General features: G+C 43.6%; 25 protein-coding genes. 11 read left to right on the plus strand and 14 right to left on the minus strand.

Translation table 11 applies throughout. The annotated features are described in order from the left end of the window. Positions 1-54: 54 nt before the first annotated feature. On the minus strand, positions 55-492 hold the full coding sequence (fur, locus tag H0S56_RS10910; RefSeq protein WP_004279276.1) for a ferric iron uptake transcriptional regulator: 438 nt from the start codon (positions 490-492) through the stop codon (positions 55-57). Positions 493-604: 112 nt separating this feature from the next. Here fur and H0S56_RS10915 point away from each other — a divergent pair, with 112 nt between their 5' ends. Further along, positions 605-1,003 carry an outer membrane protein assembly factor BamE gene (locus tag H0S56_RS10915; RefSeq protein ID WP_004279275.1) on the plus strand — a complete coding sequence of 133 codons (399 nt, stop codon included), beginning with the start codon at positions 605-607 and terminating at the stop codon, positions 1,001-1,003. A gap of 100 nt (positions 1,004-1,103) precedes the next feature. Here the strand turns inward: H0S56_RS10915 and H0S56_RS10920 are convergent, their stop codons facing one another. From H0S56_RS10920 to H0S56_RS10945, 6 genes are all read right to left on the minus strand, one after another. After that, the gene (locus tag H0S56_RS10920; protein WP_005247100.1) at positions 1,104-1,436 is read right to left on the minus strand and encodes an RnfH family protein; all 333 of its coding nucleotides are present in this window, start codon (positions 1,434-1,436) and stop codon (positions 1,104-1,106) included. Further along, positions 1,436-2,515, minus strand: a complete 1,080-nt coding sequence (locus tag H0S56_RS10925; protein WP_114541547.1) for a hypothetical protein — start codon at positions 2,513-2,515, stop codon at positions 1,436-1,438. The genes H0S56_RS10920 and H0S56_RS10925 overlap by 1 nt, the downstream gene beginning before the upstream one ends. Positions 2,516-2,658: 143 nt before the next feature. Beyond that, positions 2,659-3,105: a bacteriohemerythrin gene (locus H0S56_RS10930; RefSeq protein WP_004279272.1), complete on the minus strand. Its 447-nt coding sequence runs from the start codon at positions 3,103-3,105 to the stop codon at positions 2,659-2,661. Between the two features lie 274 nt (positions 3,106-3,379). Beyond that, positions 3,380-4,228 carry a class II glutamine amidotransferase gene (locus H0S56_RS10935; protein WP_004730575.1) on the minus strand — a complete coding sequence of 283 codons (849 nt, stop codon included), beginning with the start codon at positions 4,226-4,228 and terminating at the stop codon, positions 3,380-3,382. A gap of 131 nt (positions 4,229-4,359) precedes the next feature. Next, positions 4,360-5,268, minus strand: a complete 909-nt coding sequence (gene argB / locus H0S56_RS10940) for an acetylglutamate kinase (protein WP_005104791.1) — start codon at positions 5,266-5,268, stop codon at positions 4,360-4,362. Between the two features lie 10 nt (positions 5,269-5,278). After that, positions 5,279-6,697, minus strand: a complete 1,419-nt coding sequence (locus H0S56_RS10945; RefSeq protein WP_195725059.1) for a phosphomannomutase/phosphoglucomutase — start codon at positions 6,695-6,697, stop codon at positions 5,279-5,281. A 214-nt stretch (positions 6,698-6,911) separates the two neighbouring features. Between H0S56_RS10945 and H0S56_RS10950 the strand changes: the two genes are divergently transcribed. Next, on the plus strand, positions 6,912-7,940 hold the full coding sequence (locus H0S56_RS10950; RefSeq protein ID WP_082190861.1) for an IS701 family transposase: 1,029 nt from the start codon (positions 6,912-6,914) through the stop codon (positions 7,938-7,940). Positions 7,941-8,187: 247 nt separating this feature from the next. Here H0S56_RS10950 and dut read toward each other — a convergent pair whose 3' ends face one another. From dut to H0S56_RS10965, 3 genes are all read right to left on the minus strand, one after another. Continuing rightward, a complete protein-coding gene (gene dut / locus H0S56_RS10955; protein WP_195725060.1) occupies positions 8,188-8,640 on the minus strand; it encodes a dUTP diphosphatase in 453 nt (150 codons plus the stop codon). A gap of 47 nt (positions 8,641-8,687) precedes the next feature. Next, positions 8,688-10,727 (minus strand): UvrD-helicase domain-containing protein, encoded by a 2,040-nt coding sequence (locus tag H0S56_RS10960; RefSeq protein ID WP_004730583.1) that lies wholly within the window; start codon positions 10,725-10,727, stop codon positions 8,688-8,690. A gap of 137 nt (positions 10,728-10,864) precedes the next feature. Next, entirely contained in the window at positions 10,865-11,518 is a 654-nt protein-coding gene (locus H0S56_RS10965; protein WP_195725061.1) for an OmpA family protein, read from the minus strand. A 252-nt stretch (positions 11,519-11,770) separates the two neighbouring features. On the opposite strand from H0S56_RS10965, the gene H0S56_RS10970 reads away from it, so the two are divergent. From H0S56_RS10970 to H0S56_RS10995, 6 genes are all read left to right on the plus strand, one after another. Next, positions 11,771-12,712, plus strand: a complete 942-nt coding sequence (locus tag H0S56_RS10970; protein WP_195725062.1) for an acyltransferase — start codon at positions 11,771-11,773, stop codon at positions 12,710-12,712. Positions 12,713-12,714: 2 nt separating this feature from the next. Next, positions 12,715-13,779, plus strand: a complete 1,065-nt coding sequence (locus tag H0S56_RS10975; RefSeq protein ID WP_195725063.1) for a preprotein translocase subunit SecA — start codon at positions 12,715-12,717, stop codon at positions 13,777-13,779. 159 nt (positions 13,780-13,938) lie between these two features. Next, positions 13,939-14,652, plus strand: a complete 714-nt coding sequence (minC, locus tag H0S56_RS10980; protein WP_195725064.1) for a septum site-determining protein MinC — start codon at positions 13,939-13,941, stop codon at positions 14,650-14,652. Between the two features lie 66 nt (positions 14,653-14,718). After that, a complete protein-coding gene (gene minD / locus H0S56_RS10985; RefSeq protein WP_004646120.1) occupies positions 14,719-15,531 on the plus strand; it encodes a septum site-determining protein MinD in 813 nt (270 codons plus the stop codon). 2 nt (positions 15,532-15,533) lie between these two features. Beyond that, positions 15,534-15,806 carry a cell division topological specificity factor MinE gene (gene minE, locus H0S56_RS10990; protein ID WP_005104804.1) on the plus strand — a complete coding sequence of 91 codons (273 nt, stop codon included), beginning with the start codon at positions 15,534-15,536 and terminating at the stop codon, positions 15,804-15,806. A 196-nt stretch (positions 15,807-16,002) separates the two neighbouring features. Further along, positions 16,003-16,290 (plus strand): PA4642 family protein, encoded by a 288-nt coding sequence (locus tag H0S56_RS10995; protein ID WP_004279254.1) that lies wholly within the window; start codon positions 16,003-16,005, stop codon positions 16,288-16,290. Positions 16,291-16,352: 62 nt separating this feature from the next. On the opposite strand, the gene H0S56_RS11000 is transcribed toward H0S56_RS10995, so the two are convergent. Continuing rightward, entirely contained in the window at positions 16,353-19,409 is a 3,057-nt protein-coding gene (locus H0S56_RS11000) for a DNA translocase FtsK (protein WP_195725065.1), read from the minus strand. A gap of 249 nt (positions 19,410-19,658) precedes the next feature. Here H0S56_RS11000 and trxB point away from each other — a divergent pair, with 249 nt between their 5' ends. The 3 genes from trxB to H0S56_RS11015 all read left to right on the plus strand — a co-directional run bounded on the left by trxB (position 19,659) and on the right by H0S56_RS11015 (position 22,282). Beyond that, complete coding sequence (gene trxB, locus H0S56_RS11005; protein WP_164543259.1) at positions 19,659-20,621, plus strand: thioredoxin-disulfide reductase; 963 nt, start codon at positions 19,659-19,661, stop codon at positions 20,619-20,621. A gap of 92 nt (positions 20,622-20,713) precedes the next feature. Then, positions 20,714-21,445: a leucyl/phenylalanyl-tRNA--protein transferase gene (gene aat, locus H0S56_RS11010; RefSeq protein ID WP_180181426.1), complete on the plus strand. Its 732-nt coding sequence runs from the start codon at positions 20,714-20,716 to the stop codon at positions 21,443-21,445. Between the two features lie 21 nt (positions 21,446-21,466). Beyond that, the gene (locus tag H0S56_RS11015) at positions 21,467-22,282 is read left to right on the plus strand and encodes an arginyltransferase (RefSeq protein ID WP_121980279.1); all 816 of its coding nucleotides are present in this window, start codon (positions 21,467-21,469) and stop codon (positions 22,280-22,282) included. A 15-nt stretch (positions 22,283-22,297) separates the two neighbouring features. Here H0S56_RS11015 and rimI read toward each other — a convergent pair whose 3' ends face one another. The 3 genes from rimI to tuf form a co-directional block, all read right to left on the minus strand. Further along, on the minus strand, positions 22,298-22,756 hold the full coding sequence (gene rimI, locus H0S56_RS11020) for a ribosomal protein S18-alanine N-acetyltransferase (RefSeq protein WP_121980278.1): 459 nt from the start codon (positions 22,754-22,756) through the stop codon (positions 22,298-22,300). A gap of 105 nt (positions 22,757-22,861) precedes the next feature. Next, the gene (locus tag H0S56_RS11025; RefSeq protein ID WP_195725066.1) at positions 22,862-23,743 is read right to left on the minus strand and encodes a metal-dependent hydrolase; all 882 of its coding nucleotides are present in this window, start codon (positions 23,741-23,743) and stop codon (positions 22,862-22,864) included. A 224-nt stretch (positions 23,744-23,967) separates the two neighbouring features. Next, entirely contained in the window at positions 23,968-25,158 is a 1,191-nt protein-coding gene (tuf, locus tag H0S56_RS11030) for an elongation factor Tu (RefSeq protein WP_004646112.1), read from the minus strand. Positions 25,159-25,242: the final 84 nt, after the last annotated feature.

A 25,242-nucleotide genomic window follows, 5' to 3' on the forward strand; every position in this document is an offset into this window, starting at 1 on the left:
TAAAAAAACAGGCTTCCCATGAAGCCTGTTTTTTTTGTTTGAACCAAGCTCAAATTATTTTTTACGAAACACTTCCTGACAGGCAGGCGCATCGCAGTAGCCATACAGATTCAGGGAGTGACCGGTTAATTCAAAACCAAATTTTTCAGCAACGTCATGCTGCTCTTTTTCAATCGTGTCATTAATAAATTCAACAACTTTGCTGCAATTTAAACATACCAGGTGATCGTGGTGATCTTCCTGCATAATTTCAAAAACTGAATGATTATTTTCAAAATTATGACGTTCGATGATGCCCGCTGCTTCAAACTGCGTTAACACACGATACACAGTTGCTAAACCTACATCTTCGCCCTGATCGAGTAAAGTCTTGTAAATATCTTCCGCACTTAAATGATGTTGTTTTGAATTTTCTAGTAATTCTAATATTTTAATTCGTGGAAGGGTAACTTTCAGCCCAGCTTTTCGTAAATCTTGGTTTGAAATAGTCATGTAAAAAGGTCTCTCAACAAAATCAAAGTTGGAATATGCAACAAAGTTTAGATGCAGTATGATCTATCCTTGGATCAAATGCATCATAATTAATTTGGGATAGTTTAGCAAAATGCAAAAAATCATGTTGACGTTATTCGTCACTTCATTGCTCGTCGGCTGTTCGACATTAGGTGTTTATAAAGTAGATATTCCACAAGGAACCCCTTTAACCCAAGCACAAGCCGCTAAAATTCAGGTAGGAATGAGCCATCAACAGGTGCGTTTCTTACTGGGCAGTCCAACAGTAAGCGATCCACTGAATCCTTTACGTTGGGACTACATCTATAACTATACCCCAGGAACCTACGCTAAAAAAGCCAAGATCCCGGCAGCCCAAGGCCAGCATTTGAAAATCTACTTTAACCAGTCTGGTATCGTAGAACGTGTTGAAGGTCTGGAGACGATTCCAGAATCTCAACCCGGCTTACCAGGATCAAAAGAAGCAATTTTAAATGCTCCTCCACTATAGTCGGTTTCTCATGAAAAAGCCCCTGAATCATCAGGGGCTTTTTTGATTAAGCTGATTGATTGAGCAGATCATTGAGGCTACTGCTCATTCAAGCCGCTTTCTATTCGGAAGACGGTTTCAGCTTTCTTAAAAGATTGCCTCTGGCATAACGACCCACCGGATTTTTTTCGGCACGTCTACGTCGAATATCCTTAGGATTGATGGTCAGTGCTCGGTAAATTTCCACCCGATCCCCTGCTGCCAATAGCTGCTGATGATCTTGCAAACGCACGCCAAAAATGCCCAGAGATAACGGTTCAGGCAATTCGACCTGCTCACGGATTCTACTTTGCTGAATCGCATCCAGTGCCGTCATGCCAGGCTGAAATGGCACGGCTAGATGAAATTGTTTTTCTGACGTCGCATACGCTACCCAGATCATCGCCTCACTCATCAGACGAATTGTCCTAAGACAGCAATGATTGCAAGAATAATCCCGACCGGCAACACCACACGTACTGCAATACGCCAGATGTTATAAAACGCTTCAGAGCTAAAATTCATTGATTTACGCAAATGACTGATCTTCATGATCCAGCCGGCAAATAATGCATAGATCAAACAAATCAATAGGCCCCAGACTAACAAGACCACATTGAAAATTGGGCTTAGATTTGGAATAGCCCAGATCAGTGTAACCGCTGCCACAATCGCCCATTGAATCGCACGATGAAGCTGGCGTTGCTGTAACTGTTCACGTGCCATTTGCAGAATTAATGCAGCAGCTGCGACCATCGCTACGACTAGAGTAAATGCAGGGATTTGCGCTTGTATAGCAAAGAAAGCAAATGCAATGACAGCAACTAGCTGCGCAATCCAGATCGGCAATACCGTCTTGCTGGCGACATCCTGTTGTTGTACAGCGCTCAGACTAGATTGCCAGTACAAGCCCATGCCCAGACCACTTGCGACCAAAGCCAATACGGTGGCATTGCCCCATTCCGAGAACTCGACTGGTGTGACTTGCCATGCAGGTAGCGCCGTTCCCATCACATTGGCTAGAACCAGAGACGCCAGTACGCCAATCGTGGTAACAGCCAATAAAATTTGACGCGGTAGCAGTGACAGGGCCAACGCTACTATTGCCAATCCAATCAACAGAAGATTGGGTGCAAGATCAAGTGCAGCAATCGCCAGAACATTGCTGGCATTGTTCAGCATGGCACCTGCCAAAAACGGAATAAAGATCACACTTAACCAGCCGACAATACGCCATTTCTGTGACGCATCAGCTTCACGGGTCAGCGTCGACAGCGCCTGTAATGGCGTTGTTTTAGAGCGCTTGGCCAAAGCAATTTCCAAGTAGCAGACTGGAAGCGCCAGAATCAGCATGGTGGCCAACCAGAGCATCCAGAAATCCAGCTGACGATCAATCTGGATACCGGTTATCGGTGCGAGCGTCGCGATGATAATAAACGATAAACAGAAAGCCATCAGCGGCGATAACCATTTTGACATAGCATTGTCCTGCATGATGCATTCCTATAAAAATCTAGCGCTATTTTGCCTTGTGAAGCGGTGAAAATCAAAAACAAAAAGCAAACCACCATGACAGTGATTTGCTGCGCAAAAATTATAATTAGATTTTAATTTTTGTTATCTCGTTACGTCTTTTATTATGAGAAGAAACGAGCGAACCAGTTTTTACCTGTTTTCTTTTCTTTTTCCTTGATGATCCCCATCATATTTTCTTTTACGGCACCGACATAATCGGCGTCATCGTGCTGAATATGGTTAATCAGCCATTTCGATAATACTTCGTGCAGCTCTGATTCAATGGACTGTCCCAGTTCAAAACGGTCACGATAAGACTCGATTTTTTTAATAAACAGGTCATGCACACGTTTATGCGGCACCCGATATTTATAGCCGGCTTCTTCCTGAAGAGATTCCTCAAAGGTGAAATGCGACTGGGTATAATCAATAATATTGTCGAGAATCTGTTTAATACGGGCACGCTCGGTATTGGCATCAATTTCGTTGATATAATCGAGAATTCGTTTGTGCTGATCGTCAATCACATCGATACCAGTATTATAATCTGGAACCCATTTCATTTTCATTACGACCACCTATAAATATTAAGGACTTATAACGTGAAAATGAGCATATAGCGTATTGATTCAAATAAAAATGAAGCAAATTAGTCGGCTTTCCGCCTAAATCCGGCTTTTTCATTTTAAGTTTCTGTTATATATAATTAAAAATAATTTATCCTGAGTAAAAGGCTAAGATATTAATTAACCAAAAACTGTAATAAACCTTTATTTATTCTTAGATTTTTTCCTATTTAAAAATATAAAAAAACGGAGTTTAAACTCCGTCTTTGATCGCGTTTTAATATTGATCAGCTCGCGTGACGCGTTTTAAGGAAGGATCAAGACGTTCACGTTCCAGACGTTCAACATGTGTCAACTGAGAACGTACTTTCGCCCCATGCTGAAACAGGATCATTTCACCGGGCTGGAAGGCAGTCCATTCTTCATTCTGGGTCAATGGTTCAGTGGTAATCACTGCGACGCGATCTTCAGGGGTCGTGACCTGACTAAAGTCCACTTCGACATCAATATCAATCAGCTGAGCCGGTCTAAACGGGTATTCACGTACCAGCCAGTGGAGTTTAGTAATCGCATAGCTAAACAGCGCCTGACCATTCGACAGGCAGAAATTAAAGGTGCCATGCTCCGCGATTGCAGGTGAAATTTCAGCTAGAAGATCGAAAACCTGATCCAGTTTCGGCTCATGATAGCCAAAGCGTTTCACCAGTTGATCCAGCAGGTAACAGAAGGCACGCTCACTGTCGGTATTTCCGACTGGGGTAAAGCGCCCTGACAGTTCAGGAAAATAATCATATAAATCGCCATTATGGGCAAAAATCCATTGCCGCCCCCAAAGTTCACGGCTAAAAGGATGCGAGTTTTCCAGATTAATTTTGCCTTGGGTCGCTTTACGGATATGGGCAATCACATTGCGTGATTTGATTGGATAATTACGTACCAGCTCGGCAATCGGTGATTCAATCGCGGACTGGTTATCGACGAACAGACGGCAGGCTTTATCTTCAAAGAAAGCAATCCCGAAACCATCCGCATGATCAGAGGTAATGCCCGCCCGCTGGGAAAACCCGCGAAAAGAAAAAGTAATATCCGTCGGGGTGGCACAATTCATTCCGAGCAGTTGGCACATGGTCTGGTTTCAGCTCTCTATTTACTTAGAAGCTTATTGTGCATGACTGTCCCAGTCCTTTCAAATAGGTGGCTATAAGAAATCCAAATAAAAAAGAGTCTCTATTGAGACTCTTTTTCGCAAAAATTGGCTTAAGAACGATGCGGATTGGCACGATTGGTAATGAGGGTGCCCACACCATGATCGGTGAAAATTTCTAGTAAGCTGGCATGAGGTACACGGCCATCCACGATATGTGCACTTACGACGCCGCCTTTTACCGCATCCAGCGCACAACCGACCTTTGGAATCATGCCGCCATAAATCACGCCAGTTTCGATCAGACGATCGACTTCTTGAGTGGTCAAACCAGTCAACAGGTTTTTATTTTCATCCAAGACACCGGTGATATTGGTGAGTAGAATCAGTTTTTCTGCACCTAGGGCTTCAGCGACTTTACCAGCGACCAAATCAGCATTGATATTATAGGTATTGCCTTCTTCGTCGACGCCTAGCGGGGCAATGACTGGAATAAAGTCACTATTGGTGAACATTTCCAGAACATCGGTTTTCACACCGACAACTTCACCGACCAGACCCAGATCAATTTGCTGAACCGAACCATCTTCAGCCACTTTTTCCATCAGCAGCTTTTGCGCACGAATCAGGTTGCCGTCTTTACCGGTAAGACCAATCGCACGACCACCATGCTGGTTAATCAGGTTCACGATAGATTTGTTAACGCTACCGCCAAGTACCATCTCGACTACTTCCATGGTCGCAGGATCAGTCACGCGCATGCCGTCAATACGGTCTGATTCGCGGCCCAGCTGTTTCAGCATGGAATCGACTTGCGGGCCACCACCATGTACCACGATCGGATTAATACCGACTGTTTTTAATAATACGATATCACGTGCAAATGAACTTTCCAGCTCAGGATCGGTCATCGCGTTACCGCCGTATTTTACCACCAGGGTTTTACCCGCAAAGCGTTGAATATACGGCAAAGCTTCTGTCAAAATCTGTGCTTTGTCGATGCCTGTTTGTTGATTTGGCATTCGCCTCTCCTTATTGAGCATCTAAAATGTCTTGAGCGATCTCTGGGTAACGGTCACGCAACATGGCTACAAACAGATGACGAATTTCATTCAGACCTTGGGCATTATTGGCATCAAAGCGCACCGTGAAATACTCACCTGTATTGGATGCTCGAATGATGCCAAAACCATCCTCAAAATCAAGACGTATCCCATCAATTTTACTGATTTGCGCATGAATTCTTGCGGATTGTTGTTCAACGAAGTTTAAAAGCTCAACTGGACGCACTTGGCGCGTTGAAATATAAAGATCTTCAGTACCATGTCGTTTTGGATAAGCTGCCAAGGCCTGTGCCAGAGTTTGTCCCGTTTGGTCGAGATATTCCATGACTCTGAGCGCTGCATAGAGGCCATCATCATAGCCCCAGCCGCGACCATCATTAAAGACATAATGTCCAGCATATTCCCCACCAAAAATCGCCTGATGCTGAGACTGGTTCAGATAGGTTCTGAGAAATGAACTGCCAGTACGAATCATCACCGGTTCCCCGCCCAGACGTTGCACTGTATCTCGAACTAGAGTTGAACATTTCACATCATAAACAAATTGGCATGGTGCTGAATCACTGAGACAAATTTCGGCAAACAGACATAATAACTGATCTGCAGTAATAATCTGACCATGTTCATCAATCAGAACCAGGCGATCTCCATCACCGTCCAAGGCAATACCGAGATCAGCCTGCTGTTGCATGACGGTTTGACGTAAAGTCTCAAGATGTTTGTCTTGCGAAGGATCCGGCGCATGATCCGGAAAATGTCCATTGGCCTCACAACGTAAAGCAGTCACTTCACAGCCCATTTTTCTGAGTACCAAGTCGGCACAACGTCCGGCGGAGCCATGCAGACCATCCAGAATCACTTTAAATGAGCGCTTTAATTGAATATCTTCTAATATTCCCTGCTGATACTGCAGGCAAAACTCTGGAATAATCTGATGCGGCAGTTCGGCTAAACCAAGTAGCTGGCTATCGCAATGCGACTTTGCCAGTTGAGCCACCTGTTGAATCATCTCAGGACAAGGTGGTTCACCATCAATAATCCATTTAATCCCATTATCTTCTTTAGGATTATGACTGGCGGTGACCATAATGCCATTGCCATCAAACTGGCGTGCGGTGAAATACAGCATCGGGCTGGAACAACAGCCTATAATAGTGGCTTCCAGCGAATAGTCTTTAAAAATACGGGCAATGATGTCGGCAAAAGCCGGACTACTGATGCGTGCATCATAACCAATGGCGACACGTGTCTGTCCCGCAGCCTGATACTGCTGGGCTAAACCGTGGGCAATTGCATCAATGATCCCGGCACCTAATAGACTGACTTTACCGCGTATGTCATAGGCACGAAAGATATGCATGGGGAATGGATGATTCATAGATCCCATAAAACTGTCTTTTCACTATTCGTTAAAATAAGGAGATTTAAAATGATGATTTCATCATAATGACTTTAAACATTTGTTTTTGTTTTAAGACCTGCTATTTTTAAACGATTTCAATGTAACAATCAATTATAAAAATATAATCTACAACTTTAGAATTATAGGACTTACGCATTGACGGATTCAAAAAAGTATTACAATAGTTTATAACGTATCTGTGATCAGACGAACTAAACATGCTTCTACAGCAACTTGTACATTACCCATTTATATGGGCTTTCTCATGACAGAACCGAACTCTATTAGCTGCACACAACTTGCCGAGACTTATAATATCTCGCATGATAGTGTAAATCGCTTTCTAGAGCGTGAAGACTACACACCTCACGACCTATATCAAGAAGCAATTCAACATATTGATAATAATAAGCTTATAGTCAGTATTGATGATACTGTTTTAGATAAACCATATAGTCAACATATGGACTTGGTTAGCTATTTTTGGTCAGGCAAACACCACCGATCCGTCAAGGGTATTAATCTCATTACCTTGTATGCGACAGATCAAAATGGTCAAAATATTCCAATTAATTTCCGAATTTATGACAAATCTGAAAGTAAAACCAAGAATGATTACTTTATGGATATGTTAAGTGAAGTACTTAGTTGGGGTGCAAAGATTCAATTTATTTCAGGTGATAGTTGGTATTCATCGACTGGAAATCTAAAAACCATAAGAAAACATGGTATTCGATTTATGTTTGGTATCGACTGTAACCGTAAGGTTTCCCCTGAAAAAGGACAATGGTTTCAACTGCGTTTATTGCCAAATTTCCATCAGGGTCAAGTGGTCTGGCTCAAAGATTTTGGCTTTGTACAATTATTTAAGACTCAGTTAAAAGAACAGCAGAGGTTTTATATTGTGTATCAAGATGAAGATGATTTATTATCCTTTGAGGGTTTTCATGAATTACATTCAAGTCATTGGAAAATAGAACAATATCACCGGGTGATTAAACAGGTTTGTCATATTGAAAAGTTTCAGGTAAGACGGTCTAAACTGATTTTGAATCATATTTTTTCAGCCTTGATGGCCTACGTTGAGATACAAAAGAACCAGTTTGAGCGGATCTTTGAAAATGTATATCGTTGGCAGAAGAAATTATTTAGACCAATTATCAAAAACTTCATTGATGACTTTATTCTCGATAAAAATCATCTGCTACCACAGAGAGTCTATAAATAACAGTGCGTAAGTCCTAAATTATAAGGTTCTTGTAATTAAATAATGATTATTTAATTATATTTATTTTGAGTTTCATCTGATTAGATATTTGATCACTACATCAATTTTAGATTTAAAGAACTCTATTTGGCCAGAAAATAAGGTTTTATTTTTAAATATATTTCAACCCACTCATTTTTTTAATATTGAATCTAATCAACTAAAAATGACTTACATCCAGTTAATGAATGTAAGTCACGATTAAAACTTAGTTTTTACCCGTATGACCAAAACCGCCAACACCGCGTTCAGTGGCTTCGAATTCATTCACCAGATCGAATTCAGCCTGCATCACAGGAACCAAGACATACTGCGCCAAACGTTCACCTGGCTCTAAGCTGAAAGCCGTCTGGCTACGATTCCACACAGATACCATCAATTCACCCTGATAATCAGAATCGATTAAACCCACCAGGTTACCCAACACGATCCCGTGTTTATGCCCCAAACCCGAACGTGGCAAAATCAGACCAGCAAATGCAGGATCTTCAATATAGATTGCTAAACCAGTTTTTACCAAAACAGTCTGGCCTGGTTCAATGATCGTAGTTTCTGTAACACACGCACGCAAATCCAGCCCCGCTGAACCTGTCGTAGCATAAGTCGGTAATGGCCATTCCTGACCAAGACGCGAGTCAAGGACTTTCACCTGAACTTTCATGTATTCATTCCTGTTGTTTCATTTAAAATAAGAGCAAGCCTTGCGCCTTATCGTTTGATAAGATTACGCAAATTATCCAGATAATGTTGGGCTTGTAATTTCGGATCGATGTTGCCTGCCAGCTTTTTCTTACGACCTAACCATTCCAGCTCATCTTCTGGTAATTCATCCAGGAAACGGCTTGGGGTCATTTGCTTCATCTGCCCGCCCGCCTTGCGTTGTTCTGCCAAAGTAATGGTCAAGCCCTGACGTGCACGGGTAATCCCCACATACATCAGACGGCGTTCCTCTTCGACGGTTTCCGCAGCGATCGAATTTTTATGCGGCAGAATTTCTTCTTCCAGCCCAATTAAATAGACATAAGGAAACTCAAGACCTTTGGACGCATGCAAGGTCAATAAGTTGACTTTATCGGTGTCTTCTTCTTCCTGTTGCTGCTCCAGCATATCCAGCAACACCATTTTACGAATCACACTTTCAATATTTTTTTCGTCGACATCTTCAGCGCGGTTAATCAGGCTCTGAATACTGCTGTAGAGCACTTCGATATTGTCGAGCTTGGTTTTTTCTTGTGCTGGCGTGGCTGCAGTTTCCTTGATGTAATCGATATAACCAGCTTCAATCATCATCTGGCGGATGATCGGGACTGGTTCATCATCATCCAGTAAATTGCGGGTAAAGCCCTCAATAAAATCGGCAAATTCAGCCAATTGGGTGGTGGCCTTTTTCGGAATCGCCATAGTCAGACGCTGATCCGCTGCCGCAGCCAGAAGTGACAGATTATTTTCCTGAGCAAATAAGCCGAGCTTTTCCAGCGTTACCGGACCAATCGCCCGTTTTGGCGTATTGATAATTCGTAAAAATGCACTGTCATCTTCAGGGTTAATGATCAGGCGTAAATAGCTCATCATGTCCTTGATTTCAGCACGCGCGAAGAAGGACTGTCCACCAGACAATTTATACGGAATCTGCATCTGACGTAAATGGGTTTCCAAAATACGCGCCTGGAAATTGCCGCGGTACAACACTGCATAATCTTTCCAGCTTTTACCATTCATTAATTTATGTGTGATTAGGTCTTTAACCACGCGTTCTGCTTCATCATCATCATTGCGGCAGGTAATCACACGAATCACTTCACCATGGCCTTTGTCCGACCAGAGCTTTTTATCAAAAATATGCGGATTATTGCCAATCACCGTATTCGCTGCTTTCAGAATACGACTGGTCGAACGATAGTTCTGTTCCAGCTTGATCACTTTCAGATTAGGAAAATCCTGCTGCAACAAAGCCATATTTTCCGGTTTAGCCCCACGCCAGGCATAAATCGACTGGTCATCATCTCCTACGGCGGTGAACTGTCCCATCACGCCAACCAGTAATTTTACCAGAATATACTGCGCCGTATTGGTATCCTGATATTCATCGACCAGCAGATAACGCACACGATTTTGCCATTTGTCACGGACTTCGGCATTTTCCTGCAGCAAGCGCGTTGGCATCACAATCAGGTCATCAAAATCCACGGCGTTATAAGCGCGCAAATTACGTTCATAAAGCTGATATAAATGCGCGAACTGTACATCTTCGGCAGTTTCACAGGTGGTATGGGCTTGCTCCGGTGGAATCAGATCATTTTTCCAGTCCGAAATCATTTTCATGGCTTTGGCGATCAGTTCTTTGCTTTCTGCACCGGATAAATTGTCACGCTGCATCAGATCCATCAGAATGCGTTTACAGTCGTCAGCATCCAGAATCGAGAAATTATTTTTCAGTGGGGTATGTTTCAGCTCCAGGCGCAGCATATTCAGGCCAAAGGTATGAAAGGTCGAAACTGAAACCCCTTTACTTTCTTCACGCGTCAACAATTTGCTGACACGCTCTTTCATCTCACGTGCCGCTTTGTTGGTAAAGGTCATCGCAGTAATACGATGTGCAGGAATCCCGCAATGCTTGACTAAATATGCGATTTTTCGCGTGATCACTGAAGTCTTGCCTGAACCCGCTCCTGCAAGTACTAACAAGGGTCCTTGAGTGTATTTCATGGCTTCAAGTTGCTTGTCATTTAACTGACTGGCGAGTGACATATGGCTTCCTCTTCTAGATTCGGCTCCGATTATAGTCATCTCTGCGTCAGTTGCCTAATTTAAAATACGATTAATCAGGTCAATGTTCAGATATAAAAAAACCACCCGAAGGTGGTTTTTTCTTAAGCGTTCAAGAATTATTGAACTGCATATACCGCGATTTCTACACGACGGTTTTGTTCTTTACCCGCAGCAGTTGTGTTATCTGCGATTGGGTTCGCTGAACCTAAACCTTGAGCATTAATACGTGTACGTGAAACACCTTGGCCTGCCAAGTAAGTCGCTACAGAGTTTGCGCGTGCTTGAGACAATGGCAAGTTAATTGAGTCATTACCCGTACTATCTGTATAACCAGTCACAAGAATACCGCTCTGGTTATCTTCAGTTAATACTTGCGCCACTTTGTTCAAAGTGCCATAGAAGTTTGGTTTGATATTTGACTTGTTCGTATCAAATGTAATGCTGCCTGGCATTACAAGGTTAATCGAACCATCTGCATTACGGTTAACGTCTACGCCAGTACCGGCCGTTGCTTGACGTAATTTTTTCTCTTTGTTATCCAGATAGACACCCGCTGCACCACCTACAACAGCACCAATTGCTGCTGCACGGTTGTTTTGACGGCTAGTATTTGCATTACTTTTAGAAACGCCGTAGCCAGCTGCAGCACCAATTAAAGTACCTAGAGCCGCTTTATCATATTCCACACCACCGATGTTATTACCAGTTGATTGACAACCTGTAAGTGCTACGGCCCCTGCTACAGCTGCTGAAATGACTAGTGCACGCATCGCATGACTCCTTGTTGTATGCTTTGTTGTTAAGCGAGATAATGATTTAAATTGAATGGGCTAACCATTGAATTTTTGTTAATAATAAATCGTTTAGTAATATTTTGTAATGTTTATATGTAACTAAAACCAAGTAGTTCGTCACAATATCTTCATAGTTTCCTGTTTAGGCTTTTTTATTTGCCTAACTGTCTCTATATTACTCAAAATATGAAAAAATTTAAGTGATTAATCTGTGGGGACTGTTTGGATATGTCATCGAATAGCAATAAGCAACCGACTTTAAAAAAACTGGCACGTGGCCTGACGGTCACTTCAGTCATGACTGGCAGTACTTTTTTTCATGGCCCCCCGGTGCTGGCCTTGGGTTTAACCAAAATTTTTAAAAAATCCGCAAAAGTGGATGAAACCAATATCAAGATTACCAACAGCTGGTTAGGGGTCAATAACTGGCTGATTGAGCATGTGCTGAAAAACACGCAATGGCAAATCAGCGTAGATGAATCACTGGATTTGAATATGCAGGGCCGTTATTTGATGACCTGTAATCATCAAAGCTGGGTCGATACTACTGTCAATCAATACTTCGGTCTGACCCGTATGCCCCTGACGCGCTTCTTTACCAAATGGGAACTTATTTTTATTCCTTTTGTGGGTCAGGCCTTTAAAATCTTAGGCTTCCCGATGATGAAGCGGCATAGCAAGGAACAGATCGCCAAGAATCCTGCGCTGAAATACCGGGATATGGAAGAAGCACGCAAATCTTGTGAACAGCTGATCAGTCAGCCTTTTACCCTGTTAAATTATCTGGAAGGCACGCGTTTTACCCAAGAAAAGCATGATCAGCAGCAGTCTCCCTATACACATTTACTGAAACCTAAAGCCGGTGGTCTGGCATTGGCACTGAGTATTCTCGGCGATGAAATTGATGCGCTGGTCGACATGACCATTGTTTATCCCGACGGTATTCCGGGCTATGGTGAATTTTGGTTAGGTGAAGTGCCACGTATTGCGGTAAATTTAAGAAAAATTGATATTCCTGACTGGGTACTGGGCGGCAATTATGAAGATGATTCTGAATATCGTGCACGTTTTCAAAAATGGATTGATCAAATCTGGACTGAAAAAGATCAGCTCATCGCACAAATGCAGCAGAACTTTGCCCAAGCCCCGGTCGGATCTGTAACCGAGTAATTATGAAGAACGACAACCCGGACATTACGTCCAGCTCATTTAAATTTGTTCGTAAAGGAACCTGGGGCTGGAAAATTGCACTGATTTACGACATTTTCATGATGGTTTTGATCGTCATCAACCTGTTCTGTCTCAGTGCCAACGCCATTTTAATGAGCGATTTTGGTCAGTGGTTGTTTGACTTCATTCGTTTACCCGAAGTGTTGCAGTTTTATAAAAGTGATTTACGCCCTTGGGTCATCATTACCGAGGGCTGGTTTACCACCTTCTTGGTCTGTGAATTACTGGCCCGCTGGGTTATCGCAATTGTCCTGCGTCATCATCGACGCTGGTGGTTCTTCCCTTTTGTGCACTGGTATGAAATTTTATCCATTATCCCTCAGCTACGTTTCCTGCGCCTGCTGCGTGCGGTCGCGATTGGCTACAACCTGCATAGCCATGGTTATAAAGTAATTCCCAATCGCTGGTATCGCCAAGGCAACTTTTATTACAACATGCTGATGGAAGAGCTTTCCAGCCGGGTGGTACTGACCGTACTGGACAGCATCAAGCGTGAACTGACCACAAGTACATCACATAAACAGTTAATTGATGATTTAGTGGAACATCACCGTAAATTACTGGCCATTGCCTTGGCAGATATCTTGCAGGAGTCTTTAGGTAGGGAATTACAGTCACAACGTTCCATGATCGCTAAAAATGTAGGGCAAGTAGTGAATCAGGCGATTGAAGATACTCCAGAACTGACCCAATTATTACGTTTGATTCCAATCGTAGGTAGCCGGATTGAACAGCAAATTCAAAGTATTGGTCAACGCCTCGGAGAAAATATCACGCAAGGACTGATTGAACCATTTACCCACACAGGTCAAAAAGAAAATCCGACTTTTACCCTAATTTCAGATAAAATCAGCCAGATTCAGATTGAACATAATCCACATATTGATAAATTGGTCGAATCGGCTGTTTTTGAAACACTTGAAGCAATCCGAAAACAGGTAAAAGTCAAACAGTGGCAACAGATTTTAGAAGAACATGAGCAAAATCAGAGCTCAATAGATAAGTAAAGTTTAAAGTACAGAATCAGATCAATCCGTCCGGTTCTGTTCGCATAAAAAAATAACTGAGATCGCTAGAGAATTACTGCAATTTGTTCTAGGATTTGCACTATTTACAACATTGCTTCGACACAAAACCAGCACGTCAGAAGTATTTAAGGAAGAATTATGGCTGATATACGGATAAAAGGCAGAATGGTCAATGCGATACGCATTAGCCTAGATACCAATGATCATGATGCAATCCGCCAGCAACTTAGCCCAAAATTACAAGCAGCATTTCCACCCGGCACTTTGGCAGTCATTGAAAGTTCAGTTGAACAGGAACTCATTGCGCTGATTCAACTATTAATCAGTCTGGATGTACAGCCTATGGCTGTTACTGAAGGCTTACTTGGAGATCAGGCACGTGCCATTCAGTTCCCGGTACTGCCACCTGATCGCCAGTTAGAAGAAATTAAAGCCACCAAAGAACAGGTCGTGGAAGTTAAACCAGAACCTACAGCGGTGAATGATAATCAAGCACCTGCTGCTCCGATCGTCGCGCATATCACCTCATATCATGATGAAATCCTGCGTACCGGCCAATGTATCGTGCAGCATAATGGCGACATTATTATTAATGCCGGTATCAACAGTGGCTCAGAAGTGATTGCTTCAGGCAATATTCATGTTTATGGCAGCGCACGTGGTCGGGTCATTGCGGGTGCGGGTGGCAATACTGCAGCACGCATTTTCTGTCATAGCCTCGAAGCAGAACTGATTTCGATCGCAGGCACCTATTGCGTAGCGGATGACATTCCTCCGCATGTGGTCAAAAAATCAGTGCATATTTACTTGAATGATCAACAAGAGCTTGTATTTGAAGCTCTACAATTTTAATGTATAAATAAACACCAAAAACCCCATTTTAAACAGGGGATTTGAACCATAACAGGAGTGGATTCGGTGGCGAAAATTGTTGTCGTAACATCAGGCAAAGGTGGTGTAGGTAAAACTACAACAAGTGCATCTTTTGCAACAGGTTTAGCCCTACGTGGTCACAAAACTGTTGTTATTGATTTTGATGTAGGTTTACGTAACCTTGATTTGATTATGGGCTGTGAACGCCGTGTAGTTTATGATTTTGTGAATGTTTTAAATAACGAAGCACGATTACAACAAGCACTGATTCGCGATAAAGATATTGAGAATTTATATATTTTACCTGCTTCCCAAACACGTGATAAAGATGCCTTAACCGATGAGGGTGTAGCACGTGTAATGGATGAGCTTTCGCAGGAATTTGACTATATTATTTGTGATTCACCTGCCGGTATCGAGCGTGGTGCCATTCTGGCCATGTACCATGCGGATGAAGCGATCATTGTGACCAACCCTGAAATTTCTTCAGTCCGTGACTCTGACCGTATCATTGGTATGCTCGATAGCAAAACAAAAAAAGTAGAACAAAACGAAGGTCGCATCCGTAAGCATCTGTGTATTACCCGTTTCAATCCGGAACGTGCCGATAAACAGGAAATGCTGACGATTGACGATATTTCTAAGGATATTTTACGTGTACCGACCCTAGGTGTTATTCCTGAGTGTCCAAGCGTTTTACAAGCATCAAACGAAGGTAAGCCAGTGATTCTTTTCACTGAGGCTTCAGCGGGTCAGGCTTATGATGACCTGGTGGCGCGTTTCCTTGGTGAAGAGCGTCCTTACCGTCATATTGAGGTAAAACCTAAGGGCTGGTTAGCACGACTATTTGGAGCGTAGACATGGCAGGATTCTGGAGTAAACTTTTTAGTGGTGAGGAGAAGCCATCAAGCGCACGGACTGCTAAAGACCGTTTGAAGGTGATCGTTGCATCCGAACAAGGCTTGGGTCGTCGCTTGAGCCAGGACAAAATTGACCAGATGAAGACTGAAATCATGCAAGTGGTCAATCGTTATGTTCGTGGTGTCGATGAACAGCATATTCAAATGCAGGTTCGTTCTGAAGCCAATATTGAAATGCTTGAAATGAATATCAATTTACCTGAAGAACGATAATCTGATTTTTGATTGGTCAAGTAAATTGATTCAAGGCAAAATATGAGAGTGGTAGAAATAGTAGTTTAGCTATATTCCGCACACTTGAAGCATAGCTTCAAGTCTTGCGACTAGGCAAAGCAGTGCTTTGCTAATCTAGTCTCATATTTTGCCTTTTTTCATGCCGAAAAAACTACATTAGATCAAGGAAATTGCGATGGCATTATCTCAACCAGCGACCTTTAACGAAGAATGGTCAGATGAGCGTGTATTTGCCTATTTAAATCAGCTTCCTCCTGCAGGTGTTAATGCTGATTTTCACGTACTCTATCATGCTTTCAAGCATATGCGTCCATTCGATTATGAACGCCTGTTGACGAAATTTGTCGCTGATGGCCGTGATGTCAATGCAACCAATCCGGAAGGACAACGGATTCATGACGTGATTGCCACTTTCCCGCGTCAAAGTGCCGAATTTCTGGATGTATTGGCAAAATTTGCCTGAGTCAAAAATACATAAAAAAGCCTGCTTTGAAAGCAGGCTTTTTTATTGAAGATACACTGAAACTAAACCAGAATCTCGCGTTTGCCGTTGGCACCCATGCCGCTGACAATGCCATTTTCTTCCATCTGGTCAATGATCCGTGCAGCACGGTTATAGCCCAAACTGAATTTTCGTTGTAAGGATGAAGTGGAAGCCTTCCGGGTTTCCAAGACAAAAGCTACACACTGGTCATACAGCGCATCACGGTCTGATCCACCGTCGCCACCATCTTCAAAACCACGGCTGGATGGTTCTTCATCAAATGGTGTCAGGATCTCTTCGACATAATTTGGTGAACCACGTTCACGCCATGCATCACAGATCCGGTTGACTTCATCATCGGCAATAAACGCACCATGTACACGCTCAGGTTCAATTTTACCCGGGCCGAGGAATAGCATGTCACCATGACCGAGCAAGTCTTCTGCACCACCTGCATCCAGAATGGTACGCGAATCGATCTTGGAGTTCACACGTAGCGCGACACGCGTTGGAATATTGGCTTTGATCAGACCGGTGATCACATCTACTGATGGACGCTGGGTCGCAAGCAACAGGTGAATACCGGCCGCACGTGATTTTTGTGCCAGACGGGTAATCATTTCTTCGGCTTTTTTACCGACCTGCATGATCATATCCGCGAATTCATCCGCGACAATCACAATAGAAGGCAACGGTGTTAACCGCGGCGCACGTTCACCGACAACAGAATCGCTGGCTTTCCAGGTTGGATCGATCAGGTCTTCACCATTGGCAATTGCCTCTTCCACCTTGCGGTTATAGTCGCTCAGTTTACGGATTTTCAGGAAAGACATCAGTTTATAACGACGTTCCATTTCATTGACACACCAGTTCAATGCGCTGACCGCATCTTTCATATCGGTAACTACAGGCGTCAACAAATGTGGAATATCATTATAGTTCGCCAGTTCTAGCTGCTTCGGATCGATCAGAATAAGACGCAATTCATCTGGGGTATATTTCAGCAACATCGATAGAATCATCGAGTTGACCGCCACTGATTTACCCGAACCTGTGGTCCCTGCCACCAGCATATGCGGCGCTTTCCCCAGATCAGCAATCACCGGATTACCGGAAATATCCTTACCCATTGCCATAGAGAGAATACTATTCGGATCAGTAAAGGCTGGAATGGTCAAAAGTTCGATCAAACGGACCATTTCACGGGTACTGTTTGGTACTTCAATTCCGATATACGGTTTGCCCGGAATGACTTCAACCACACGCACTGATGCCATCGACATCGAACGTGCCAGATCACGCGAAATATTCGTCACTTTAGAGGCTTTTACCCCTGGCGCCAGATCCAGTTCAAAACGTGTCACGACTGGGCCTGGCTGTGCTTCTACCACCTTGGCTTTGACGTTGAATTCCTGCAACTTGATTTCAAGCAGCTCAGATAAACGTGCCAGCTGCTCTTCGGTAAAATTCACTTTTTTATTAGGATCGACCTCATCCAGTAAATCCAGGCCTGGAAGCGGCGATAAATCTTTACGGCGCTCTGCCACCTGCATGGCACGTGACATCGGACGGCCTGAAGCATCGGTTAAAGGTGCATCAAAATCAAACTCGTCTTCATCATGTGGTTTACCAGCCGTTTCTTGCCAAGCTTCTACAAATTCTTCTTTAGATAAAGCCTCGCGTACTGCTGCATGAGTTGCAGAAGGAGGAGATGCTGGTTGCTCTATACCCTGATGCTGAATCGGGGCCTGAACAAAAGCAGAAGACTGGGCATAGCTAGAGCTGCGTACCGGCTGGCTTGGCTCTTCTTCAATCAGCAAATCACCCAGGTCATCCAGATCGGCCTGTAATGCGCTATTTTTCACGACATGTGCCGTTGTCATAGATGCCATGACAGGTGCAACATTGGTCATGTCTTCTACAATTCTTGACGTTTTTTCAGGCGGCGCGGTATTGAATGGGCTATGCACATCTGTCGCAGTTTTGCCTTGCGGAACTGCAGCCAGAAGTTCATCAAAGATTTCATCATCATCCCAGTCCAGGCCTGTATGTGGAGCCGATGCGGTTCTGGTGTGAGCATGAGTCTGTGCTGAAACAGGTTGAGGAGCGGTTATATGTGAGACTGGAGAATTAAGCTGTTCTTCTTCGGCTGCTTTGAGTAAGGCATCAATATCCTGTTTATGGCGCTGATCTTCATTTGAATGTAAGGCACGCCACACCTCGCCTGTCGCTACCACACGATCCGGCTGTTGAGGCACTTGCTGTACTTGCTTAAATGTCTCGACTGGCTCAGGAGCCTGCTGCTCAGCCTCAGGAATATCCTCATAAAACTGCGGTTGTTGTGATTCTTTATCGGCAAAATCATCAAATAAGCGTTCAGCCACCTGATCGCGCACCACCGGATCTATTTCTACCAGTTGATGCTCAGGCGCAGGTGTTACTGCAACCGCTACTTTTTTTGCACTAATGACTGGCTCTTTTTTGGCGACAGGTGCAGTCCGGTCAAAATCAGACATGCCTTCAGGCACATTGCGGTAGAACAGGTCTTGTAAATAAGCAGGGGTTGCTTTGAGGCTGCTCCAGGTCTTGTTCCACTTCACCCCAAAAGCCAAAGTAAATAACACCACCCAAAGCACCAGCAGGAAGAATGCTGCACCATAGACTGTCAGCAGTTGTTCCAGACTCTGACCTAATTCATAGCCAATAATACCGCCGGAAGAATTATCCAGCGTATCAGCAGGAACTTGCCAGAATAAAAACAATAGCGCTGAGGTGGTCAGTAACAGGAAGAATTGCGCAGCATAGCGAAATGGCCGGTTCAGGAAGCTGCGCGGCCACCAGACCTGAATTGCTTCCATAAACAGATAGACAGGGATCAGCAGACTTGCCCAACCGAGAAAGCCAAACAAAAGGTCTGCAATCCAGGCACCCGCTACCCCACTGGCATTCGAAACCGTCTGCGTATCACTCGAGATATGCATCCACCCCGGATCAAATGGCGTATAGGTCACTGTTGCAAGAAACAGATAAATCCCAAATGAGACTAAAAATAATGTCATTACTAAGCGCTGTGCATAGGCACTCGACACCGCTGTCATATACTGTCCTGTAACCAATTCTTCATGAATATTCTTTTGCTTCAATGCTTGAAAAAAGCGACGCAATAAAATGTATATTATGCACCTGTTCTGTGAAAAAAGATGCACTATTGTGCAAGCACAATGTTACTTATGCTATATAGCCCAAATCGATTTCAATGATCAATAATATCGACTTTAATCTCACACCACTGTTATACAGTTTCACGTATAATTCAATAAATTTCTAAATAAAAAAGGATACAGCTGATGAGCGCACGTCACTCACGACTGATTATTTTAGGTTCTGGCCCTGCAGGCTATAGCGCAGCAGTATATGCAGCGCGTGCAAACTTGAAACCTACCCTGATTGCAGGCTTGCAACTGGGCGGTCAGCTGACCACGACGACTGACGTCGATAACTGGCCGGGTGATCCCGAAGGTTTGACTGGTCCCGCATTGATGGAACGTATGCAGGCACATGCAGAGCGTTTTGGCACTGAAATCGTGTATGACCATATCAATGAAGTGGATCTTAGCCAGCGCCCGTTCGTGTTAAAAGGCGATATGGAAGAATTCACCTGTGATGCCCTGATTATCTGTACCGGTGCAACTGCCCAATACCTCGGTCTGGAATCTGAAGCAGCCTATATGGGTCAAGGTGTCAGTGCTTGCGCAACCTGTGATGGTTTCTTCTATAAAAACCAGAAAGTAATGGTCGTAGGTGGTGGTAATACTGCTGTTGAAGAAGCGTTGTATTTATCTAACATTGCTTCTCACGTGACTCTGGTTCACCGTCGTGATTCCTTACGTTCCGAAAAAATCTTGCAAGATCATTTATTTACCAAAGAAAAAGAAGGCAAGATCAGCATTATCTGGAACCATCAGGTCGATGAAGTACTCGGTGATGCACAATCTGGTGTGACCTCAGTTCGTATTAAATCAACGCAAGATGACTCTACTCAAAACATTGATGTGACGGGTATGTTTGTGGCGATTGGTCACAAGCCAAATAGCACCATGTTCGAAGGCCAGTTAGAACTTCGTGACGGCTATATCCAGGTGCAAAGCGGTACTGCAGGTAATGCAACACAAACGTCGGTACCGGGTGTATTCGCAGCCGGTGATATTGCAGACAGCATTTATCGTCAGGCGATTACTTCTGCGGGGTCAGGCTGTATGGCTGCACTGGATGCGGAAAAATATCTTGATGCGATGGGTAAACTAGACTAAGCAGCAAGAATAAAAACGCCGTCCATTATGGGCGGCTTTTTTATTGCTAGAATGAGATGATGATTTATCTATAGATTTATATCGGGTCTGCCATGTCTTTACTTCCTCCCTCAGAATTCATTTTTCCCAATCCGGTCGAGGTTGATCCTGAAGGTGAAGGCCTGATTTGTATTGGTGCAGACCTCTCCCCTTCCACACTTTATGAAGCCTATACGCATGGATTATTTCCCTGGTTTTCAGAAAGTGATCCGATTTGCTGGTGGAGTCCGGAACCACGCTGCATTATTCGCCCCGAAGATTATCATCCGAGCAAATCCCTGCTACGTAATATGAAAAAGCAGGACTATAAAATTACGGTCAATCATGCTTTTGAAAGAGTGATTCGTTCCTGCTCCCTACCTCGTGCTTATGCAGACGACACCTGGATCAGTGAAGATATTATCGCAGGCTATTGCGACATGTTTGACGCAGGATATAGCTATAGCATTGAAGTCTGGGATGAAGATCGCGTCGTGGGTGGACTTTATGGTGTGACCATCGGTCAAGGCTGTTTTGGTGAATCCATGTTTAGTACGCAAACCGATGTTTCTAAAATGGCTTTCTATACTTTAATGCTGATTGGACAGGAAAATAAACTACCCTGGATCGACTGCCAACTGGTCAACGATCATCTTTTAAGCCTAGGTGCCTGCACACTTTCTCGCCAAGCCTATCTTAATTCTTTACAAGATATTGTAAAAAAGCCTGCGATTGATTGGAAAAAGTATCAGGAAGGTGTATTTTCAAGTAAAACAATAGCGCAAAACGCGCGCTTAAGTGAATGAAAATAACAGAGGGTAGTTGTTATGAACTCTTATCAGCCAAAGGCCCTACTGAACGATTTACAGTATTATATTACGCCGCCGCATGATTGCAGCTATCTGCCCAACAAGTCGGCGCGCATGGTTTTTCTGGATCCCGCACATCGAATTGATGTCGTAACTTTATCGGAACTGTCACGTACCGGTTTCCGTCGCAGTGGTGATTTCGTGTATCGCCCCGAATGTCATTTGTGTCGTCAATGTCTGTCTTCGCGTGTGCCTGTTGCTGAATTCCGCATGAACAGTTCACAAAAAAAAGCCTGGAAACGTAATCAGGATCTGGTGATAAAAATTACCAGTCCAGAGCACGCCGGGGACCTACATTATGCGCTGTATGAACGCTATATCAATGAACGCCACGCAGATGGCGATATGTTCCCACCCACCCGGGATCAGTTCGAAAAATTTTTATTGCAAAGCTGCACCGACAGCTTCTTTCTAGAATTATGGCAAGGTGAGCGTCTAATCAGCGTTTCCACTTGCGACCTGCTGGATGATGGCATCTCTGCCGTTTATACCTTCTTTGATCCGGATGAAAATCGTCGTTCACTCGGTGCTTTTGCAATCTTGAAACAGATTGAACATGCACAAAAGCTGGGCTTGCAATTTATCTATCTGGGTTATTGGGTGCCACATTCCAACAAGATGAATTACAAATCTCAGTATCTGCCACTGGAACTCTTGATCGATGGACAATGGCGACGTTTAAATCATGCATTGAGTGCCACGGAGATTCAGCACTTGGGAAACTCATTAATGACGACCTTACCCAGCGGATGGAATCACCAGATTATTAAATAAGGTCGTCAGTTTGTATTATTTAAATAGACTAGCAAAATCATCTGTACATGCTTTCACCATAATGATGGCATGTTCACGGCTTCCGTTGGCATTTGGATAATAGTTCTTACGCAGATCAATCTGATGAAAGCCTGATTTTTCATAAAGCTTGATCGCAGCCTGATTACTCTCGCGCACTTCCAGGAAAATCTGCACCGGATTATTTTTTAGCATCGTCACTGAAGCCTCCAGCAACTGATAGCCCAAACCCTGACCTTGCTGTGCCGGATCAATTGCCATGAGCAATAAATTGGCTTCATCCAGCACCGGTTGTAAAATACAAAATCCGGCCACCTGCCCTTGCACTTCAATCACGGTACTTTGATAAGCCGTTACAGCATCTTCGAACTGTTTGAAAGTCCAGGGATGTGATTGAACTGATTTTTCAATCTTTGCAACGACTTCTACATCCGCTGCTTGCATTAAACGAATCATCTTCGTTCATCTTATATAGAATCAACCTCCGCATTATAGAAACTTCATCCAAAAAATCGAGCAAAAAAAAGAGCGATTTTAGTCGCTCTCCAATCTTCAGTTCTGTCACAAACCCAATTTGGCTTTCCAGGTCGCCAACAGTTGATCTGTATAATGATCATTCGGATGGAATCCCGGTTTAAAATACATCAGCATTTCTTTCGCCATACCCGTAATGACACCTTTAGAAGGACTATAGGCATAGGTATAAATGGCTTTTAAGGACTCAAGATTAAACTGCTGATCCTGTTTAAGCAAACGGGCGAGGAAATAGCTTTGCACCACAAATAAGGTTGCCATTGCGATGACCAAGGAAGACGTACGCAATGCATAGGCTTTTAATCCTTTGCCAAAAACCCCTTCGAAGACATCATAAGCCACTGCCTTATGTTCATTTTCCTCGATAGCATGCCATAACCACATGGTTTTCATGGTTTCATCTGTCATCAATTCCTGAATGTGGCTATTGGTCAAAAGCTGTGAGGCAATGGTTGCAGTGAAATGCTCAAGTGCCGTAGTTGCAGTCAAATCTACCATTTCTTGGGTAATTCCCACAGGCTTACCCAGTTTAGCCATGACTTTACGTGTCGTTTGAATGACTTTATCGGTATAACGATCAAGCGTCTCGACATCATGCCCATGTTTTTGCGCAGAAGTATTAAAGCCGATATGCTCGTGAGTATGCATGGCTTCCTGACCAATAAAAGCAGAAATTTCTTTTTGTAATGCTTCATTATTGGCAATTGCAGGATGGTTACGTACCGCGCGGACTGAATCTATAAAAAACTTTTCACCTGCTGGAAATAGCGCAGATAATGCGGTCATAAAATGAGTGAGACCTGCTGAACCATTCATCCAATATTCCGGTACAGCATCAAAATCAAAGTTCATGCGACGAACTGGAAAACTTGCACCCGCACGATTGGTAATATTTACTTTCGCATTCATGTGACCACTCCCATCAGGCCAATCCAGGCCCAAAAATGTAAGATTCATATTCTTATCTGTATATTACGTGGTAATTTTTTTTACATAAGTGCAGTTTAGGTCAAGCCAATATCAGATAAGGACAGCTTTTAAAATCATTGTCCGACAATCTATTTTTAGTTTTATAAAAAGTTTGAATCAAAAAAAAGCGCCTCAAAGAGGCGCTTTTCTTACACAATCAGCGATTATGCAGTTACTTTAGCAACTACACCAGCACCAACCGTACGACCGCCTTCACGGATCGCAAAACGTAGACCTGGGTCCATTGCGATCGGGTGGATTAGCTCTACTGACATCTCAACGTTGTCACCAGGCATAACCATTTCCACGCCTTCTTTAAGCGCGATCGCACCAGTTACGTCCGTAGTACGGAAGTAGAACTGTGGACGGTAACCGTTAAGGAATGGAGTGTGACGACCACCTTCTTCTTTAGAAAGTACGTATACTTCTGCATCGAATTTAGTGTGTGGCTTGATCGCACCTGGTTTAGTCAATACTTGACCACGTTGTACGTCTTCACGCTTAGTACCACGAAGAAGAACACCACAGTTCTCGCCCGCACGACCTTCGTCAAGAAGTTTACGGAACATCTCTACGCCAGTTACTGTAGTAGTTTGAGTATCACGGATACCAACGATTTCTACAGACTCACCTACTTTAACGATACCAGTCTCTACACGGCCAGTTACTACTGTACCACGACCAGAGATTGAGAATACGTCTTCAATTGGCATAAGGAATGGAAGGTCAATTGCACGCTCTGGCTCTGGAATGTAAGAGTCAAGTGCTTCAACAAGCGCAACTACCGCTGGCTCGCCGTATTGGCTGTCATCACCGTTAAGCGCAAGAAGAGCAGAACCACGAATTACTGGAGTGTCATCACCCGGGAAGTCGTAAGTAGAAAGAAGTTCACGAACTTCCATTTCAACTAGCTCAAGAAGCTCTTCATCGTCTACAAGGTCGCATTTGTTCAAGAATACAACGATGTAAGGTACACCTACCTGACGAGAAAGCAGGATGTGTTCACGAGTCTGTGGCATAGGACCATCAGTCGCAGCACATACAAGGATCGCGCCGTCCATCTGAGCAGCACCAGTAATCATGTTTTTAACATAATCGGCGTGGCCCGGGCAATCTACGTGAGCGTAGTGACGAGTTGGAGAATCGTATTCTACGTGTGAAGTATTAATTGTAATACCACGTGCTTTTTCTTCTGGTGCAGAGTCGATTGCAGCGTAGTCTTTCGCTTCGCCACCGAATTTCTTCGCACATACAGTTGCAATTGCAGCTGTTAAAGTTGTTTTACCATGGTCAACGTGACCAATTGTGCCCACGTTAACGTGTGGCTTATTACGTTCAAACTTAGCCTTAGCCATGAGATCTTCCTTTTTAAACTACTCATGCAGGATCACTGCATGAGCACTTGGGTTTAACTATGAATTAGTTTGGGCTTATAGTAA

The organism is Acinetobacter lwoffii (assembly GCF_015602705.1).
GTDB classification, from domain to species: Bacteria; Pseudomonadota; Gammaproteobacteria; order Pseudomonadales; family Moraxellaceae; genus Acinetobacter; species Acinetobacter lwoffii_E.

Excerpts from the sequence above, each read along its gene's own strand:
- fur (WP_004279276.1), bottom strand. The coding sequence starts at position 492 with ATGACTATTTCAAACCAAGATTTACGAAAAGCTGGGCTGAAAGTTACC.
- H0S56_RS10915 (WP_004279275.1), top strand. The coding sequence starts at position 605 with ATGCAAAAAATCATGTTGACGTTATTCGTCACTTCATTGCTCGTCGGC.
- H0S56_RS10920 (WP_005247100.1), bottom strand. The coding sequence starts at position 1,436 with ATGAGTGAGGCGATGATCTGGGTAGCGTATGCGACGTCAGAAAAACAA.
- H0S56_RS10925 (WP_114541547.1), bottom strand. The coding sequence starts at position 2,515 with ATGCAGGACAATGCTATGTCAAAATGGTTATCGCCGCTGATGGCTTTC.
- H0S56_RS10930 (WP_004279272.1), bottom strand. The coding sequence starts at position 3,105 with ATGAAAATGAAATGGGTTCCAGATTATAATACTGGTATCGATGTGATT.
- H0S56_RS10935 (WP_004730575.1), bottom strand. The coding sequence starts at position 4,228 with ATGTGCCAACTGCTCGGAATGAATTGTGCCACCCCGACGGATATTACT.
- argB (WP_005104791.1), bottom strand. The coding sequence starts at position 5,268 with ATGCCAAATCAACAAACAGGCATCGACAAAGCACAGATTTTGACAGAA.
- H0S56_RS10945 (WP_195725059.1), bottom strand. The coding sequence starts at position 6,697 with ATGGGATCTATGAATCATCCATTCCCCATGCATATCTTTCGTGCCTAT.
- dut (WP_195725060.1), bottom strand. The coding sequence starts at position 8,640 with ATGAAAGTTCAGGTGAAAGTCCTTGACTCGCGTCTTGGTCAGGAATGG.
- H0S56_RS10960 (WP_004730583.1), bottom strand. The coding sequence starts at position 10,727 with ATGTCACTCGCCAGTCAGTTAAATGACAAGCAACTTGAAGCCATGAAA.
- H0S56_RS10965 (WP_195725061.1), bottom strand. The coding sequence starts at position 11,518 with ATGCGTGCACTAGTCATTTCAGCAGCTGTAGCAGGGGCCGTAGCACTT.
- H0S56_RS10970 (WP_195725062.1), top strand. The coding sequence starts at position 11,771 with ATGTCATCGAATAGCAATAAGCAACCGACTTTAAAAAAACTGGCACGT.
- H0S56_RS10975 (WP_195725063.1), top strand. The coding sequence starts at position 12,715 with ATGAAGAACGACAACCCGGACATTACGTCCAGCTCATTTAAATTTGTT.
- minC (WP_195725064.1), top strand. The coding sequence starts at position 13,939 with ATGGCTGATATACGGATAAAAGGCAGAATGGTCAATGCGATACGCATT.
- minE (WP_005104804.1), top strand. The coding sequence starts at position 15,534 with ATGGCAGGATTCTGGAGTAAACTTTTTAGTGGTGAGGAGAAGCCATCA.
- H0S56_RS10995 (WP_004279254.1), top strand. The coding sequence starts at position 16,003 with ATGGCATTATCTCAACCAGCGACCTTTAACGAAGAATGGTCAGATGAG.
- H0S56_RS11000 (WP_195725065.1), bottom strand. The coding sequence starts at position 19,409 with ATGACAGCGGTGTCGAGTGCCTATGCACAGCGCTTAGTAATGACATTA.
- trxB (WP_164543259.1), top strand. The coding sequence starts at position 19,659 with ATGAGCGCACGTCACTCACGACTGATTATTTTAGGTTCTGGCCCTGCA.
- aat (WP_180181426.1), top strand. The coding sequence starts at position 20,714 with ATGTCTTTACTTCCTCCCTCAGAATTCATTTTTCCCAATCCGGTCGAG.
- H0S56_RS11015 (WP_121980279.1), top strand. The coding sequence starts at position 21,467 with ATGAACTCTTATCAGCCAAAGGCCCTACTGAACGATTTACAGTATTAT.
- rimI (WP_121980278.1), bottom strand. The coding sequence starts at position 22,756 with ATGATTCGTTTAATGCAAGCAGCGGATGTAGAAGTCGTTGCAAAGATT.
- H0S56_RS11025 (WP_195725066.1), bottom strand. The coding sequence starts at position 23,743 with ATGAATGCGAAAGTAAATATTACCAATCGTGCGGGTGCAAGTTTTCCA.
- tuf (WP_004646112.1), bottom strand. The coding sequence starts at position 25,158 with ATGGCTAAGGCTAAGTTTGAACGTAATAAGCCACACGTTAACGTGGGC.